The sequence below is a fragment of the Streptomyces sp. NRRL F-5123 genome, from assembly GCF_000721495.1.
GTDB lineage: Bacteria > Actinomycetota > Actinomycetes > Streptomycetales > Streptomycetaceae > Actinacidiphila.
Genome location: NZ_JOHY01000014.1, coordinates 44,140 through 59,998, shown reverse-complemented (window position 1 = coordinate 59,998; position 15,859 = coordinate 44,140). Strand labels below are relative to the sequence as shown.

Genomic DNA, 15,859 nt, shown 5'->3' with positions numbered 1-15,859 from the left:
CCTTCCTGCACGGAGGGAGTCCGAGCGTGGCGGGCGCGCGGGGCCCGTTGCAGCGTCTCTCGGACTCGTCCCCGACGATACCCGTGCCGCCCGGCGGGCGGACGGCTTCCCCCATGGCGACGGTCCGTGCCCACACCGGTCGGTCCCCGGCGGCGTGGGCACGCGCCCATGGTCCCGGGTGGTGTGGGTACCTGTCCTGCACCGGCCGCGCGGGGCGGCCGCGGGGACGGAAGGGCGGACGGCGGATGAACGGGCAGCGGGACAGCGGGCAGCAGGCGCGGCGGGCCTACGAGGACAGCCGCGTGGACGTCGACGGCGGGCAGCTGTCGGTGCGGCGCTGGCCCGGGCGGCCCGGCGCCGGCACGGTGCTGGCCGTGCACGGCATCACCGGCAACGGGCTGGCGTGGTCGCGGGTCGCCGAGGAGCTGGACGGCGTGCAGGTGCTCGCCCCCGACCTGCGCGGGCGCGGCCTGAGCCGGGACGTCACCGGGACCAGCACCATGGCCGCCCACGCCGACGACCTGCGGGCGGTGCTCGACCGCTTCGGTGTGGCGCGGGCGGTGCTCGCCGGTCATTCGATGGGCGGCTTCGCGGCGTGCGTCGCGGCCCGCCGCGATCCGCAGCGTTATTCCGCGGCGGTGCTCGTCGACGGCGGGCTGGGCTTCCCCGTGCCGCAGGACGTGGACATCGAGACGGTGCTGCACGCCGTGATCGGGCCGGCCGTGCAGAGGCTGGACATGACCTTCCCGGACCGCGCGGCCTACCACGCGTTCTGGGCGCGGCACCCGGCGTTCGCCGACCTCGGCGGGCCGGACGTCGCCGCCTGTCTCGACCGCGACCTCGTCGGGACGGAGCCGGAGCTGCGGTCCGCCTGCCGGGGCGCGGCCGTCCGCGAGGACGCGGAGGACGAGCTCCGCAACCCCGAGGTCTTCGCCGCCATCCACGAACTGCCCCTGCCCGCACGGCTGCTGTGGGCGGAACGGGGCTTGCAGGACGAGCCGGTGGGGCTGTACGCGCCGGAGGTGATCGCCGGCAGCGGCCTGGCGGAGGCAGGGGTGGCGGCGTACTTCGTCCCCGGTGTGAACCACTACTCGACGGTGCTGGGCCGGGCCGGGGCGCGCGTCGTGGCCGCCCACGTCCGGGAGGCGCTGGGCGGCTGACCGCGAGGCGACAGCGGGCCCGTGCCCACGGGTGAGCCCCGGGCACGGGCGCGTTCTCCGTCGGTGCCCGCCCTGGTCCCTGCCGACACCGGCGGCCCGCACGGAACGTGTGCCGCCCACACGTCCGGTTCACCCGGTCGCTTCTACGGTTCGCCCAACCACCCACCTCTCCGGGAGCCGGTCGCCATGCTCGTACCCCCACGTCCACCACGCCGGGGCCCTCGGCCCCGCGCGGAAGCAGATCCCTCACCGTGCCGGCCGGCTGCGGCAAGACCGGTCAGGCCGGCAGCACCCCGCAAGAGGCGGCGGCAACGCGTCCGCGCGTGCCGCCCGGTCCACCACGTCCACGGCCGCGCCGGCCTCGGCGAAAGCCGTCGCACAGGCCTTGCCGCTACCGCCGGCGGCCCCGGTGACAGGGCATTGTGCCCGGCGAGGAAGCCCGCGCCGCCGGGGCCGTCCGGGGCCGCCCCGCGGGGACCGCGGCTGTGAGTGCCCTCCGTGGCCGTCACGCCAGGAACGCTGCGGGGAGCGCGCACGTGGGCGGCGGGCGCGCGGCGTGAACGAAACGGCCTCCGTGACTTGCGAAAACGCGCACGCGCGGGCGGCGGGCGTACTTCCCGCCACGGGCACGGTGGCCGGGCCCGTGCCGCGCAGGCCCGGCACGCGACGGCCGGTGGCGCCGTCTCAGGTCCAGGTGAGCGCGAGGAGTGCCGCGTCGTCGTGGGTGAGGCCGCCGGCGTGGGCGCGCGCGTCCTCCTGGAGCCAGTCGAGGAGGTCGGCCGGGGCGGGGCGCCCCGGGTGCGCGCGCAGCCGCTCGGCGAGCGGGTAGAAGGCGCCGGCGGCGTCCCGGGCCTCGGTGATCCCGTCGGTGTAGAGCAGGACGGTGTCGCCCTGCCGCAGCCGGACGTCGACGGGCGCCGGGGAGGGGCCGGCGGCGGGCGGCAGGTTGCCCAGGCCCAGCGGCAGCCCCGGTGCCACCGGGACGTCGAGCGCGTCCGCACCGCGCAGCAGGAGCGGCGGCGGGTGCCCGCAGGACAGCGCGCGCAGGCGGCCGTCGGGGGCGATGTCGACCAGCAGCGCGGTGACGAAGCCCTCGGCGTCGTCGAGGTAGCGGCGCAGGCTGAGCTCCAAGCGGCCGGCGAGGCCTTCCAGGGTGGGATGGTCGAAGGCGGTCTCGTGGAAGCAGCCGAGGACGACCGCCCCGGTGGCCACCGCTTCGAGCCCCTTGCCGCGGACGTCGCCGATGAGCACCCGCAGGCCGAACCCGGTGTCGGCGACGGCGTAGACGTCGCCGCCGATGCGGGCGAACTGCGCGGCCGCCCGGTAGCTCGCGGCGATACGGATCGGGCCGACGGCGTCGGGCGGCGGGCGCAGCAGCGCGCGCTGCGCCGTCTCTGCGACGGAGGTGACCTCCACCAGCCGCGCGGCGGCGCGCCGCCTGCGGCTCACCGCGAAGCACGCCACGGCCGCGACGGCGAGCGCGGCCGCGCTGGTCCCCGCGGCGGCGCCGAAGCGCCCCGGCTCCACGGCCAGGAACGCCCAGCGGGTCGCGGCCACCACCACGGCCGCGCCGATGATCGCCGGCGGCCCGAAGGCCAGGGCGACGAGGGCGGGGATCGCCACCAGCACGGACGGTACGTGCGAGGGCTGGGAGGTGCCGAGCTCCAGGCCGGTCACGAGGACGTAGAGCAGGACCGCGGCCGCCAGGACCACGGCCCGGACGAACCGCGGCGCGCCCGCCCCGTCCTCCGGGGTCCGTCCCGGCATCCGCCGCCCTCCTCGCGTCACCCGCCCGCTCCAGGAGTGAACGGTCCGTGACCGATGGTGCCTCATGAGGCCGCGGCTGCAGGGCCGGACGCTCCGGGCGGGCCCACATCGCCCGGCCGGGGCCGCATCGCCCGGTCGGCAGCCCGGTCTCAGGCCTGGCCGCCAGGTCCTGCTCCAGCCGGTGGGACCGGTGGCCTCCAGCGCCGCGACGAGGGACTGGAGGCGGTGGGGGGCGTAGCGGGCGCACCGGGCGCTGCGGGCGTCGCGGCGGGCGTCACGCGCGCCCGCGCCGGTGGGCCGCGACCCGCTCCCTGGTGGCGCAGCGCCGCGAGCAGTAGCGGCGCTCCAGGCCCCGGCTCCGGCTGACGAAGACATTGCGGCAGGCGGGCGAGGCGCACACCGCGCCGGGCGGCGCCTGCCGCTCCCAGAGCAGGACGGTCAGCGCCATGCAGGAGGAGGCGAGGAACCACTCGTCCCAGGGCGCCTCGTCGTCGCTGTCGAGGTGCGGGTGCCAGGGCGACGCGCCGCCGTGCGCGGTCAGCCGGAGCGGTCCGGTGTGCTCGCGCAGCAGCCGGTTGAGGACGGTCGCGGCGGCGTCGGTGCGCCCGGCGGCGAAGACCTCGCGGAGCAGCGCCGCGGCCTCGCGCATGGCGGCGACGTCGGCGGCACTGAGCCCGTCCGCGGGCTCTCCGTACGCGGCGAGCACCGCGGCGACCTCGGCGGGGGCGGGGCAGCCGGCGTCGAGGGCGTTGACGAGGGCGGCGGCACGGTCGGCCATCTCCTGGACGGAATGCCGCGCGGAGCGGTCGTCGGCGGGGAGCATCCGGGCACTGTAACGCATATTGCAGCGTTGTGAGTTACCTCCGTAACGTCTTCGGGATGACGAGGCGTTACGGGCTGGGCAGGTATCTCGCCGGGGCGGTCGCGGCGCGTGCGGGCGACGAGATGTCGGGGCCCGCGCTGATGCTGGCGGGGTTCGCGCTCACCGGCTCGGCCGCCTCGGCGTCGGCGCTGCTCGCGGGGCTCACCGTCGCCGCGGCGGCGGGCGGCCCGGTGCTCGGGGCGCTGCTGGACCGCCGGGAGCGGCCGGGGCGGCTGCTGGCCGCGGCGCTGGCGGCGTACGCGGCGGGCCTGACGGCCCTTCTGGCGGGCCTTGCCAGGCTGCCGTTCGCGATATGCGTGGCGCTCGCGGTGCTCACCGGCCTCGCGGGCCCGGCCCTGTCCGGCGGCTGGACGGCTCAACTCCCCCGGGTCGCGGCGGCGTCCCGGCTCCCGAGGGCGAGCGCCCTCGACGCGCTGACCTTCACCCTGGCGGGCCTCACCGGCCCGGCCCTCGCCGGAGCCACCGCCGAGGCCGCGAACGCCCCGGCTGCAGTGGCCGTCTCGGCCGCCCTGATCGCCGCGGCGATCCCCGCGGCCTGGACGCTCCCGCCCCGTACCCCGCGATCGGCCCCGGCGCCCCTCACCCGGGCGCCCGGCCCCCCGCAGATACGGGCCGGGTCCGCACCGCACGTACGGAGGAGCCCTGAGGCCGTGCGCGGCGGGCAGGCGTCGGCGGCCGGCGTACGGCCCGGATCACCGCCCGCCCCGCCGGACGCACCACCAGGTCGCACTCCCGGGTCCCGACGACCGGGCCCCCCACCGGACGTACGCGCCGGGTCACCACCCCACCCGCCGGACGACCCCGCACCGGACGCACCGCCAGGACGCGCACCGGGCCTTGCGGCGGAGCCGTCGACGGGCGGGCGGGCGCGGCCTCCGGCGGGCGCGCCGCCGTCACCCGCGGCCGGCTCCGTGTGGAGGGAGCTCGGGGACGGGGTGCGGCTCATGGTGCGGCGGCCACGGCTGGGGCGGGCGACGGTCACGTCGGTGGGGTGCTCCGCGGCGCAGGGGATGCTCGCCGCGTGCCTTCCACTGCTCGGGGCGCGGGAGTTCGGGGGCGCTGGGCGCGGCATGCTGCTGCTCTCGGGTGCCGCGCTCTCGTCGCTCGCGGCGGGCGGCGTGCTCGCGCGGTTCCCGCGCGCCGCCCCACCGGACACGGTCGTGTGGGTGGCCGCGCTGGTCCAGGCGGCCGCGCTGGCGCTGGCCGCCGGGTGCCGCCCGGGCCTGCTGGTCGCGGCGCTGCTGCTCGCGGGGGCAGGGGAAGGGCCGCAGCTCACAGCCTTGTTCGCGGTGCGGCACCGGGAGGCGCCGGACGCGCTGCGGGCGCGGGTGTTCACCACCGGGGCGAGCCTGAAGATCACCGGTTACGCGCTGGGCGCGGCGGCCGCCGGACCGGTCGCGGCCCGCTCCGTGCCGGCCGCCCTCGCGGCGGCGGCGGGCGTGGCCGCGCTCTCGGCGGCGGCGTACCGGGGCGGGCGGTCCCGCACCGGCGGGGCGGACCCGGCGCGCGCCGCTAAACGTCCCCGGGCGCGGCGCCGGGCCGGTGGAACAGGTCGGACGACGCCGGGTCGTCGAGCGACGCGGGCACGCCGGTGCACTCGTCGGGCTGCACGGTGAGGTGTGCCGGCCCGGCGTGCGCGAAGAGGACCACCACGCGGTCGTCGAAGTCGCACACCGGGCACCGGGCCGGTGTTGTCGTGGAGGGTGCGGTCCCCGAGCCAGGGGATGCTCCGCCGGCGCGCCTCACGGGGGCCGGGCCCGTTGGGGTCTGGCTCCGCTGCGGGCACGCCCTGCCGAGCCCGCGGGCCCCGGGGCCACCACCGGCGACGACGTCCATGGTGCCGGTTGCCCGGCGGGGGCGGGAGCGGCGGGGGCTCCGAGCGCGGGCAGGGCCTGCCCGCCGACCGGCCCCGCCGGCAGGATCGCGCCCGCCGATCGGCCCCGCCGACAGGACCTGCCCGCCGACCGGCCCCGCCGACAGGACCTGCCCGCCGACCGGCCCCGCCGGCAGGACCGCGCCCGCCGATCGGCCCCGCCCCCGCGACCGGCACCCCCGGCAGGACGCGACGCCCGCCGAGAAGGCCCGCACAGCCAGGGTCACGGCTCCGGGGCGGTGAGGTCCTGCTCGGTCCAGATGATCTTTCCGGTGCCGGTCTGCCGGGTCCCCCAGCGGTCGGTGAGCTGTGCGACCAGCAGCAGGCCGCGGCCGCCCTCGTCCCACACCCGGGCGCGGCGCAGGTGCGGCGCGGCGCTGCTGCCGTCGTAGACCTCGCAGAAGAGCGACGCGTCGTCCCGGATGAGCCGCAGCCGGACCGGCTGGCGACCGTGCCGGATGGCGTTGGTGACCAGCTCGCTGATGACCAGCTCCATGGTGAAGCCGGCCTCTTCGAGCCCCCACGCGTCGAGCTGCTCGACGGCGTTCTTGCGGACCGTGGCGACCTCCGCCGGGTCGTCGAAGACGTCCCAGGAGGCGACCCGGTCGGCGCTCAGCGCGCGGGTGCGGACCAGCAGCAGGGCGACGTCGTCGGCGGGCGGGGAGGGCAGCAGGGTGCGCAGCAGCAGGTCGCACGTCTCCTCCAGAGGGCGCTCGACCGTGGTGAGCAGCGCGCGCATGGTCTCCATCGCCGAGTCCACGTCGGCACCCGGCGCCTTGACCAGCCCGTCGGTGTAGAAGGCCAGCACGCTGCCCTCGGCGAGCCGCAGGTCGGCCGCCTCGAAGGGGAGCCCGCCGATGCCCAGCGGCGGGCCCACGGGGAGGTCGGCGAAGACCGCCTCGCCCTCAGGGGTGACGACCACGGGCGGCGGGTGACCGGCCGAGGCCGTCCAGCAGTTGCGCGACACGGGGTCGTAGACGGCGTAGAGGCAGGTGGCGCTCATCTCACCGAAGCCCTGCTGCTCGGGGTCGACGCTGTCGGACACGGCGGCCTCGCGGCCGAGCCGGGTGATGACGTCGTCGAGCCGGGTGAGCACCTCGTCCGGCGGCAGGTCGATGTCGGCGAGGGTGCGGACGGCCGCGCGCAGCCGCCCCATCGCCGCCGCGGCACGCAGCCCGTGGCCGACCACGTCGCCGACCACGAGCGCGACCCGCGCGCCGGACAGCGGGATCACGTCGTACCAGTCGCCGCCCGCGCCGCTGCGGGAACCCGCCGGGCGGTAGCGGGCGGCGGCCTCGACGGCGGTCGGCGCGGCCAGGGTGCCGGGCAGCAGGCTGCGCTGCAGCATGACGGCGGTGGCGCGCTCGCGGGTGTACCGGCGGGCGTTGTCGACGCAGACGGCGGCGCGCCGGGCCAGCTCCTCGGCCACCCCGAGGTCGTCGGCCTCGTACGGGGCCGCGGTGCGGTGCCGGCAGAACATGGCCAGGCCCAGTGTGACCCCCCTCGCGCGCAGCGGCACGACCAGCGCGCTGTGGATGCCGTACTCCCGCACCACGGCCTGCCGCTCGGGCGAGGCGGACCACCAGTCCAGCGTGGCCTCGTTCACCTGCTGCAGGAAGCCGTGCCCCGTCGCGAGGGTGCGGCCGGGGGGCGAGCCGGTGGGGTAGGTGTGCTTGTCGCCGAGCGCGACGACGGCTTCGGGGCAGCCGTCGAGCACCGAGCGCTGGGCGGTGCGGCGCAGCACCACGCTGCCGGCCGGCGCGGGGTCGAGCACGTCCTCGTCGCCGCTGAGCAGCTGCTCCAGCAGGTCGACGATCACGTAGTCGGCGAACTCCTCGGTGCTCATCAGGGCGAGCTCGTCGGCGGTGTGGAAGACGTCGAGGGTGTTGCCGATCCGCAGCGAGGCCTCGTAGACCATCGCGAGCCGGCGCCGGCTGCCGTGGTCCTGCTCGGGCGGCACGGCGCCGGCGTCGGAGAGCTGCGCGGCCGCCCCCTGCGGGACGAGGCGGACCGCCCAGCAGTGGGCGGCCGGGCCCGGGGCGGAGGCGGAGGCCGTCGGAAGTTCGCCGGTGTCCGCGCCGGTCCCGCCCCGGGGCGCCTCCGCCTCCGCCTCCGTCGCCAGCGGCTCGGCGCACCACAGGGCGTCGAGGCGCTCGCCGGTGCGGTCGCGGACCGGCGCGAAGGTCGTCCAGCCGGTGTCCGCGCCCCACGGCAGCAGGTCGGCCCGCACCCCGAGCAGCTCCTGGACCGGGCGGCCGACCGCCTCGGCGGGCCCGAAGCCCAGCAGCTTCTGTGCGTCGCCGCCCCACGCGGTGATCCGGCCCCGGCCGTCGACGGTGCACGAGGCCGAGCCGCCCGGGGGAAGACCGGCGGGGACACCGCCGGGGGCGGGGGGCGTGCCGGGTCGCGCCTCGGGATCCCGGGACCGGGCTCGCGAGGCGTGCGGACGCGGTCCGGCGGCGCGCCGCCCGCGGTCACCGCCCAGCGTCGATCTCCGGCGGCGTGTCGTCGCCGCGGGAGCCTCCCACGGCCGGGGGTTCCTCCACCGGATCGACCCGCGGGAGCGGGGCGTCCCGGTCCGGTGGGCGGCCGCTCTCCTCGGTGACGAACCGGCCGACGGCCCTGGCGCTGTCCAGGAGCTGCGCGGGGAAGACGACGGTGCTGTTCTTCTCGGCCGCGATCTCGGCGAGGACCTGGAGATTCCGCAGCTGCAGGGCCAACGGGTGGTCGGCGATGACGTCGGCGGCCTCGGCGAGCCGGCCGGCGCTCAGTGCCTCGCCCTCGGCCGCGATGATCTTGGCACGCTTCTCCCGCTCGGCCTCCGCCTGGCGGGCCATGGCGCGCTGCATGGTGACCGGCAGCTCGATGTCCTTGAGCTCCACGAGGAAGACCTGGACACCCCACTGCTCGGTGATGCCGTCCAGGATCTCGCGGATGGCGAGGTTGAGGGTCTGGGTGTCGGTGAGGACCTGGTCCAGCATCGAGCGGCCGACGATGTTCCGGACCGTGGTCTGGGCGATCTGCCCGACGGCCTGGGCCACGTCCTCGATCTCCACGATCGCCTTCACCGCGTCCACCCGGCGGAAGTAGGCGACGGCCGCGACTCCGATCGACACGTTGTCCTGCGTGATGACCTGCTGCGACGGCACGGGCATCGTGACCGTCCGCAGGCTGACCTTCCACATGCGGTCGGAGAGCGGAATCATGAAATGGAAGCCGGGCTTGCGCACTCCGCGCAACTGCCCGAGCCGGAAAACCACTCCCCGCTCGTACTGCCGCACGATGGCGATTCCGAGGTTCGGCATGGCGCAGCCTCCCGCTGTCGGCTCCCTTCCAGCATCCCTCGCATCGGGCCGGGACGCCGCGCGAGGATCACGTGAACGTGTGAAAGGCCCGCGCGCACGGCGGGCGGAAGGGGGTCAGCGGCCGTTTCCCGCCGCGTCCGCCTCCACCTGGACGACGAGCGCCGCGATGTCGTCGTCGAGGCCGTCGCCGAAGCTGATCAGCCGGTCGTGCAGCTGGTCGAGCAGGCCGCGCGGCGGCGCCGGGTCCATGCTGCCGAGCCAGTCGAGCAGCGGGAAGAAGCGGCCCTGGCGGTCGCGGGTCTCGGTGACGCCGTCGGTGTAGAGCAGCAGCTGGTCGCCGGGGGCCAGCGCGACGGTGTCGACCGCGTAGTCGGCGCCGAGCAGCCCCGCCATGTTCAGCGGCGGCGAGGCGGCGGCGGGCTCCAGGGCACGCACCTCCCGGCCGCGGATCAGGACCGGCGGGGGATGGCCGCAGTTGAGCACGGACGTGTCACCCCCGCCGTGCGGGATCTGGGCCAGCACCGCGGTCGCGAAGCGCTCGGCGGACTCGTCGGACGGGAAGGACTCGCCGTAGCGGACGAGGCTGGTGTCCAGCCGCCGGGCCAGCGCGGCGAGGTCCGGCTCGTCGTAGGCGGCCTCCCGGAAGGAGTTGACCACCGCCCCCGCCACCCCCACCGCGGACAGCCCCTTGCCGCGCACGTCCCCGATGAGCAGCCGTACGCCGTACGGGGTGTCGGCCACCTCGTAGAGGTCGCCACCGATCCTGGCCTCGGCCGCGGCGGCGACGTACAGCGTCTGGACGGCCATGCCCCCGATCCGCGGCGGCACGGGCCGCAGCACGACCGACTGGGCGGCCTCGGCGACCGACCGGACCTGGAGGAGGGCGCGCTCGCGCTCCAGCCGGACGTGGCAGGCGTAACCCGCGGCGGCGGTGACGGCGGCGATGGCGGCCCCGGTGAAGAGCACGGTGTGGTGGTGGTAGGTGAGGTCGACGATCACCACCACGACCAGCGCCACCAGGCCGAGGCCGACGGTCGCGGCCACCGACCAGCTGGAGGCGGCGAGGGCGGGCGCGGCGGGCAGCATCCGGCTGATGGCGACGTCACGCGGCGTGACGAGGGCGGCCACGCCGATGGCCAGGGTCAGCAGGATCGGCGCCAGCAGGGCGGGGCGGGACCGCCCTGGTGCCGCACGTCGTGGGCCGGACCGCTGCGTCGTCGTCACACCGGCGAGCCTAACGGGACGAACCGGAATTTCCGTGCTGCCCGGCGGCCGTACGGGGCGCGCCAGCGCCACCGTCCGACACAGGATCAACTCCCGGCGCCGTCGCATCGTTCCCCTGCCGGCTGTGACTTTTCCCCTCCCTGCCGGGCATTACGGACACGGTCCCCGGCGGGTCATACTCCGGGTCGCTCCGCGGGGACCTCCCCCGCGGGATTCCGGGAGAAACGGGAGTCCATGACTTCTCCGACCTCACATTCGGTCACCGCCGGCGCGGCGGGCACCTGGCGGCTCGGCGACATGACGGTGCGCCGGATCGGGCTGGGCGCGATGCGCCTGACCGGCAGCGCCGCCTTCCACAACGGGGTGCCGCGCGACCGCGGGCAGGCGCTCGCGGTGCTGCGCCGGGCGGTCGAACTGGGCGTCGACCACATCGACACCGCGGCCTTCTACTTCTCCTCACTGCGCTCGGCGAACGAACTGATCAACCGCGCGCTCGCGCCGTACCCGGACGACCTGGTGATCGCCACCAAGGTCGGCCCGGGCCGGGACCCCTCGGGCGCCTGGCTGCCGGCCGCCCGGCCGGACCAGCTGCGCGGCCAGGTGGAGGAGAACCTCCGCCAGCTCGGCCGCGACCACCTGGACCTGGTCAACCTGCGCGTCATGCCGTCCGTGCCGGCGGGCGGCGTGGCCGAGCGCATGGGCGCGCTGGAGGAGCTGCGCGCCGCCGGGCTGATCCGCTGTCTGGGGGTGTCGAACGTGACGTCCGCCCAGCTCGCCGAGGCCCGCACCGTCGCGCCGGTGGTGTGCGTGCAGAACATGTTCGGGCTCGGCGACCGGCGCAGCGCCCCGCTGGTGCGCGAGTGCGGCGAACTGGGCATCGCCTTCGTGCCGTTCTACTCGATCGCCGGCGAGGGCCGGGAGCTGGGCGCGGGCACGGCCCCCGGGGACACCGACGAGGCCGTGGCGGCCGTCGCGGCAGCGCACGGCGTGTCGGCGGCGCAGGTGCGGCTGGCCTGGACGCTACGGCAGGGCCCGCACGTGCTGGCGATCCCGGGCACCGGCGACCCGGACCACCTGGCGGACAACCTGGCCGCGGGCGCACTGCGGCTCACGGACGAGGACATGGCCCTGCTGGGCGCGTCCGGGCCGGCCGGACCCGACGCATGAAGGCGGGCAGGGCCGCACCGTCCGACAAGTCCTGAATCACCTCATCCGACCTTTCGTGGCGCACCTCCCCCACCGCGGGTCAGCCCGAATCCAGCGGACTCCAGCACGGCCGTGGCCTGGTCAGGCCACGGCCGTGCCCGGGGCCTGAGCTCATCCGTTGAAGTTGAAGCAGCAACAGCAAGTGATGCGCGCCCAGTCCACCGCCGCGCCCGGCCGGAACTTTCTCCAGCATGTGCCGCGCCGGCGTGCGGCGGTGAGCCTGCGGGCGCGCGCCGGCGGGAATTGCGTCACGGCGGAGAACGGCGGGGCGGACGCCCTGGTCGCCAGTCGCACGGGCATCGGCGGCTGGGAGCAGTTCGACCTCGTCACCGGCTGACGCACCTCGCCGGCCACTGGCCCCCCGCGCGGGCACTCGGGGCTTCGGGAGGGCGGGCGGGCCACCCCCGGACGGCCATCCGGGTGACCCGCCCGCCCGTCGACCGGTGCGCTGCGGGCTGCAACCGGGCTCCGGGAGGAGCATCCGGACGACCCGCCGCAGGTGACACCGGGCCGCTCGTGAGGCCCCGGTCTAGACTCTTCTGGCACCGGCCTGTCCGAAACCGACCGGAGGCAGGCCGTCCATGCCCGATCCCGAGGGGTATTCGGCACTTTGATACAGATAGAGTCAGTTACCAAGCGATACCCCGACGGCACCACGGCGGTCGACGGCCTGTCGCTGGAGATCCCGGACGGGTCGATCACCGTCCTGGTGGGCCCGTCGGGATGCGGGAAGACCACCACCCTGCGAATGATCAACCGGATGGTCGAGCCGACCTCCGGGCGGATCCTGCTGGACGGCGCGGACGTACGCGAGCAGCCGGTCAACACGCTGCGCCGGTCCATGGGCTACGTCATCCAGAACGCCGGGCTCTTCCCGCACCGGACCATCGTCGACAACATCGCGACCGTCCCCCGCATGCTCGGCTGGGACCGCGGCCGGGCCCGGGATCGGGCCCGCGAACTCATGGAGCGGGTCGGCCTCGACGCAGGGCTCGCCAAGCGCTACCCGTACCAGCTGTCCGGCGGCCAGCAGCAGCGCGTCGGCGTGGCCCGGGCGCTCGCCGCCGACCCGCCCGTGCTGCTGATGGACGAGCCCTTCTCCGCGGTCGACCCGATCGTCCGCAAGAGCCTGCAGGGGGAACTGCTGCGGATCCAGGAGGAACTGGGCAAGACCATCGTCTTCGTCACCCACGACATCGACGAGGCCATCCGGATCGGCGACATGATCGCGGTGCTGCGGACCGGCGGCCTGCTGGCCCAGTTCGCGCCGCCCCACGAACTGCTCAGCTCCCCCGCCGACGCCTTCGTCGAGGACTTCCTCGGCACCGACCGCGGCATCCGGCGGCTGTCGTTCTTCTCCTCCCAGGGCCTGGAGCTGCTGACCGAGCCCGTGCTGCCGGCCGGTGCGGACGCCGAGCGCGCCGCGCGGGCAGCCGCGGCCGGAGCGCCGTACGTCCTGCTCACCGGCACCGGGGGCCGGCCGCTGGGCTGGGCGCCCGCGGCCGACGCCGCCGCAGCCGCCGCGACGGCCGGCAGCACGGGCGCGGACGGGCTGCTGCCGCACGGCAGACCCTTCGTGGCCGGGCGCGAGTCGCTACGGGACGCGCTGGACTGCGCGGTGCTCTCGCCGACCGGCTGGGCGGTCGCCGTGGACGGCGACGGCGCGGTCGCCGGGGTGGTCTCGCAGGAGGCCATCGGCGCCGCGATCCGCAGCGCGCACGCCACCGGGACGGACGGCGGCGGCGCCGGCCGGGCCGCCGTCTCCAAGGCCGGGGCGGCCACATGAGCGGCGCGGGGTTCTTCGACATCCCCAGCGACCTCCAGCACTCCTACCTCGGCCTGGTGGGGCTGCACATCCAGGAGGCGATGATCCCGGTCGGGATCGGCCTGGCCGTCGCGCTGCCGCTGGGGCAGCTGTGCGTGCGCTTCCGCTGGATCTACCCGCCTCTGCTGTGGGTCACCACGGTGCTGTACGCGATCCCTTCGCTGGCCTTCTTCGTCTTCCTGATCGACTACACCGGCGCGACCAGGACCACGGTGATGATCCCGCTGACGGTCTACACGCTGGTGATCCTCGTCCCGGCGATCGTCGACGGCGTCAGATCGGTGCCCCAGGAAACGATGTCGGCGGCCACCGCGATGGGGCTCGGACCCGTCCAGCGCTATCTCAAGGTGCAGCTGCCGCTCGCCGTCCCGGCGATCTTCGCCGGGCTGCGGGTCGCGACCGCGTCCAGCATCAGCCTGGTGAGCGTCGGCGCGATCATCGGCAACCAGGGCGCGCTGGGCAACCTGCTGCAGGACGCGATCCTCTACCACCGCTCCAACCTGGCGCTGAACTCGGTGCTGTCCATCGCGGTGCTGTCGGTGCTGATGGACATCGTGCTCGTGCTGCTGCGCACCGCGCTGACCCCGTGGCTGCCGCGCGGCGCCCGGGCCGCGGGCCGGGCTGCCCGCGCCGCCGCCGTCGAGAAGGCCGAGCCGGCGCCTGCGGAGGCCGCGTCATGAGCCTCTTCCACTTCATCGGCGACTTCTTCCGGGACGGCGCCAACTGGCACGGCGCGTACGGCATCCCGCACCGGCTGCTGGAGCACCTCCAGTACACCTTCACCGCGCTGGGCATCGCCGCCGCACTCGCGCTGCCCGTCGGGCTGGTGACCGGCCACACCGGGCGCGGCGGCAACGCGCTGGCGCTCATCGCCACCGCGGCCCGGGCGCTGCCCAGTTACGGCCTGCTGGTGCTGATGTTCTTCTGGCTGGGCCTGGGCCTCACCCCGGTGATGATCCCGCTGGTGGCGCTGGCCGTGCCGCCGATCCTGGTGACGACCTACGAGGCGATGCGCACCGTCGACCCCGCGCCGGTGGACGCGGCGCGCGGAATGGGCCTGGGGCCGGCCGCGGTGCTCCTCCAGGTCGAACTGCCCATGGCGCTGCCGCTGGTGCTCAGCGGGCTGCGCTCGGCGGCGATCCAGGTGGTCTCGACCACCGCGATCGCGGCGACGGTCTCGCTCGGCGGTCTCGGCCGCTTCGTCGTCGACGGCCTCTACCAGTACAACTACCGGATCGTGGTGGGCGGGGCGACGCTCATCGCAGCCCTCGCACTCGCCATGATCGGGCTGTTCTGGCTGGTCGGACGGTTGGTCGTGTCCCCCGGCGTACGGCGCGGCCGGTGACCGGGCCGGGCACCGGGGACACGCGCCGATAGCACATCTGACGTCCCGTCGGGCGCGGACGGCGCGTTTCGCGCCCGGCGGGCATCGATGCCAATCGGTGACCCTGGCGGCCTTGACGCCCTTTGCGGCCGCTGGATTGGATCATTCGGTGCAGGAACCGACGTTTCGACGACAATTGAACGCCATCCGAACCCTCACCCCCCGGAAGCGGGAATCGTGACTTCACCTTCGCAGAGCAGCAGCACAGGCCCTCGACACCTCCGAGTGACGGCGATCCTCATCGCCGCGACCACGGCCGCGGCGCTCCTCGCGGGCTGTAGCGACTCCTCCTCGTCCGACTCCGACCCGCTGAAGCCCGCGGCGCCGGCCGCGTCCGGCACCGGCAAGGGCAAGGACCCGCAGAGCGGCACCGTGGTCGTCGGGTCCAACAACTTCGCGGAGAGCGTCCTGCTCATGGACCTGTACGGCGAGGCGCTCAAGGCCAAGGGCGTCACCGTCCAGTACAAGCCCAACATCGGCACCCGCGAGATCACCTACGGGCTCGTCAAGAACGGCAGTGTGACCGTGCTGCCGGAGTTCAACGGCTCGCTGCTGTCCTACCTGGACAAGAGCGCCACGCCCACCACGCCGGAGGCGGCGACCGCGGCGATAGAGGCCAAGCTCGACCCGTCGCTGACGATGCTGGACCCGGCGCCGGCCGAGGACAAGGACTCGCTCACGGTCAACAAGGAGACCGCGGCGAAATACCACCTGACGTCGCAGTCCACGATCGCCGACCTGGCCAAGTACGGCTCGGACATCGTGGTGGGCGGCTCACCGGAGTTCCAGACCCGGCAGCAGGGCCTGGTGGGCCTGAAGTCGCAGTACGGGCTGAACCCGAAGTCCTTCAAGCCGCTGGACGCGGGCGGCCCGCTCACCGTGCAGGCGCTGAAGGCGAACAGCGTGCAGGCCGCCGACGTCTTCACCACGGACGCGTCGATCACCCGCGAGCACTTCGTGACGCTCCAGGACCCGAAGAAGCTCTTCGGGATCGCGAACGTCCAGCCCATGGTGTCCAAGACCGCCCTGTCGCCGGAGGCCGTCGCGGCGCTCAACGCGGTGTCGGCCAAGCTCGACACGAAGTCGCTGCTCGACATGGACGCCCAGGTGCAGAACGACAAGAAGGACCCGCTCGACGTGGCCAAGGCCTGGCTGAAGTCGGTCGGCCTGGGCTGAGGCGTGGGCTGAGCCCCGATGCGTACGCGCCCGGTCCGCACACGGCGGTCCGGGCG

General features: G+C 75.5%; 13 protein-coding genes. 8 read left to right on the top strand and 5 right to left on the bottom strand.

The window, feature by feature from the left end; all coding sequences use genetic code 11:
• Nucleotides 1-245: 245 nt before the first annotated feature.
• Nucleotides 246-1,160: an alpha/beta fold hydrolase gene (locus IH54_RS0115895; RefSeq protein ID WP_052397495.1), complete on the top strand. Its 915-nt coding sequence runs from the start codon at nt 246-248 to the stop codon at nt 1,158-1,160.
• A gap of 684 nt (nt 1,161-1,844) precedes the next feature.
• Here the strand turns inward: IH54_RS0115895 and IH54_RS0115890 are convergent.
• Together IH54_RS0115890 and IH54_RS0115885 are read right to left on the bottom strand one after the other, a co-directional pair.
• The gene (locus IH54_RS0115890) at nt 1,845-2,927 is read right to left on the bottom strand and encodes a PP2C family protein-serine/threonine phosphatase (RefSeq protein ID WP_031517227.1); all 1,083 of its coding nucleotides are present in this window, start codon (nt 2,925-2,927) and stop codon (nt 1,845-1,847) included.
• Between the two features lie 274 nt (nt 2,928-3,201).
• Complete coding sequence (locus IH54_RS0115885) at nt 3,202-3,750, bottom strand: CGNR zinc finger domain-containing protein (RefSeq protein WP_234343542.1); 549 nt, start codon at nt 3,748-3,750, stop codon at nt 3,202-3,204.
• A 56-nt stretch (nt 3,751-3,806) separates the two neighbouring features.
• Here IH54_RS0115885 and IH54_RS39810 point away from each other — a divergent pair, with 56 nt between their 5' ends.
• Nucleotides 3,807-5,426 (top strand): MFS transporter, encoded by a 1,620-nt coding sequence (locus IH54_RS39810; RefSeq protein ID WP_063762312.1) that lies wholly within the window; start codon nt 3,807-3,809, stop codon nt 5,424-5,426.
• Nucleotides 5,427-5,906: 480 nt separating this feature from the next.
• Here IH54_RS39810 and IH54_RS0115875 read toward each other — a convergent pair whose 3' ends face one another.
• The 3 genes from IH54_RS0115875 to IH54_RS0115865 form a co-directional block, all read right to left on the bottom strand.
• Nucleotides 5,907-7,913 (bottom strand): ATP-binding SpoIIE family protein phosphatase, encoded by a 2,007-nt coding sequence (locus tag IH54_RS0115875; protein ID WP_324607797.1) that lies wholly within the window; start codon nt 7,911-7,913, stop codon nt 5,907-5,909.
• Nucleotides 7,914-8,157: 244 nt separating this feature from the next.
• Nucleotides 8,158-8,988: a slipin family protein gene (locus IH54_RS0115870; protein ID WP_078862245.1), complete on the bottom strand. Its 831-nt coding sequence runs from the start codon at nt 8,986-8,988 to the stop codon at nt 8,158-8,160.
• 114 nt (nt 8,989-9,102) lie between these two features.
• Nucleotides 9,103-10,212, bottom strand: coding sequence for a PP2C family protein-serine/threonine phosphatase (locus IH54_RS0115865; RefSeq protein ID WP_031517220.1), 1,110 nt, complete (start codon nt 10,210-10,212; stop codon nt 9,103-9,105).
• Between the two features lie 234 nt (nt 10,213-10,446).
• On the opposite strand from IH54_RS0115865, the gene IH54_RS0115860 reads away from it, so the two are divergent.
• From IH54_RS0115860 to IH54_RS0115835, 6 genes are all read left to right on the top strand, one after another.
• Nucleotides 10,447-11,379: an aldo/keto reductase gene (locus IH54_RS0115860; protein WP_031517218.1), complete on the top strand. Its 933-nt coding sequence runs from the start codon at nt 10,447-10,449 to the stop codon at nt 11,377-11,379.
• Nucleotides 11,380-11,536: 157 nt separating this feature from the next.
• Nucleotides 11,537-11,755: a fascin domain-containing protein gene (locus IH54_RS0115855; RefSeq protein ID WP_159011865.1), complete on the top strand. Its 219-nt coding sequence runs from the start codon at nt 11,537-11,539 to the stop codon at nt 11,753-11,755.
• 273 nt (nt 11,756-12,028) lie between these two features.
• Entirely contained in the window at nt 12,029-13,204 is a 1,176-nt protein-coding gene (locus tag IH54_RS0115850) for an ABC transporter ATP-binding protein (RefSeq protein ID WP_031517214.1), read from the top strand.
• Nucleotides 13,201-13,923, top strand: a complete 723-nt coding sequence (locus tag IH54_RS0115845) for an ABC transporter permease (protein ID WP_031517213.1) — start codon at nt 13,201-13,203, stop codon at nt 13,921-13,923. The genes IH54_RS0115850 and IH54_RS0115845 overlap by 4 nt, the downstream gene beginning before the upstream one ends.
• Complete coding sequence (locus IH54_RS0115840) at nt 13,920-14,588, top strand: ABC transporter permease (protein ID WP_031517211.1); 669 nt, start codon at nt 13,920-13,922, stop codon at nt 14,586-14,588. Before IH54_RS0115845 ends, IH54_RS0115840 begins: the two co-directional genes overlap by 4 nt.
• Nucleotides 14,589-14,852: 264 nt before the next feature.
• Nucleotides 14,853-15,803, top strand: a complete 951-nt coding sequence (locus IH54_RS0115835; RefSeq protein WP_234343540.1) for an ABC transporter substrate-binding protein — start codon at nt 14,853-14,855, stop codon at nt 15,801-15,803.
• Nucleotides 15,804-15,859 lie beyond the last annotated feature (56 nt).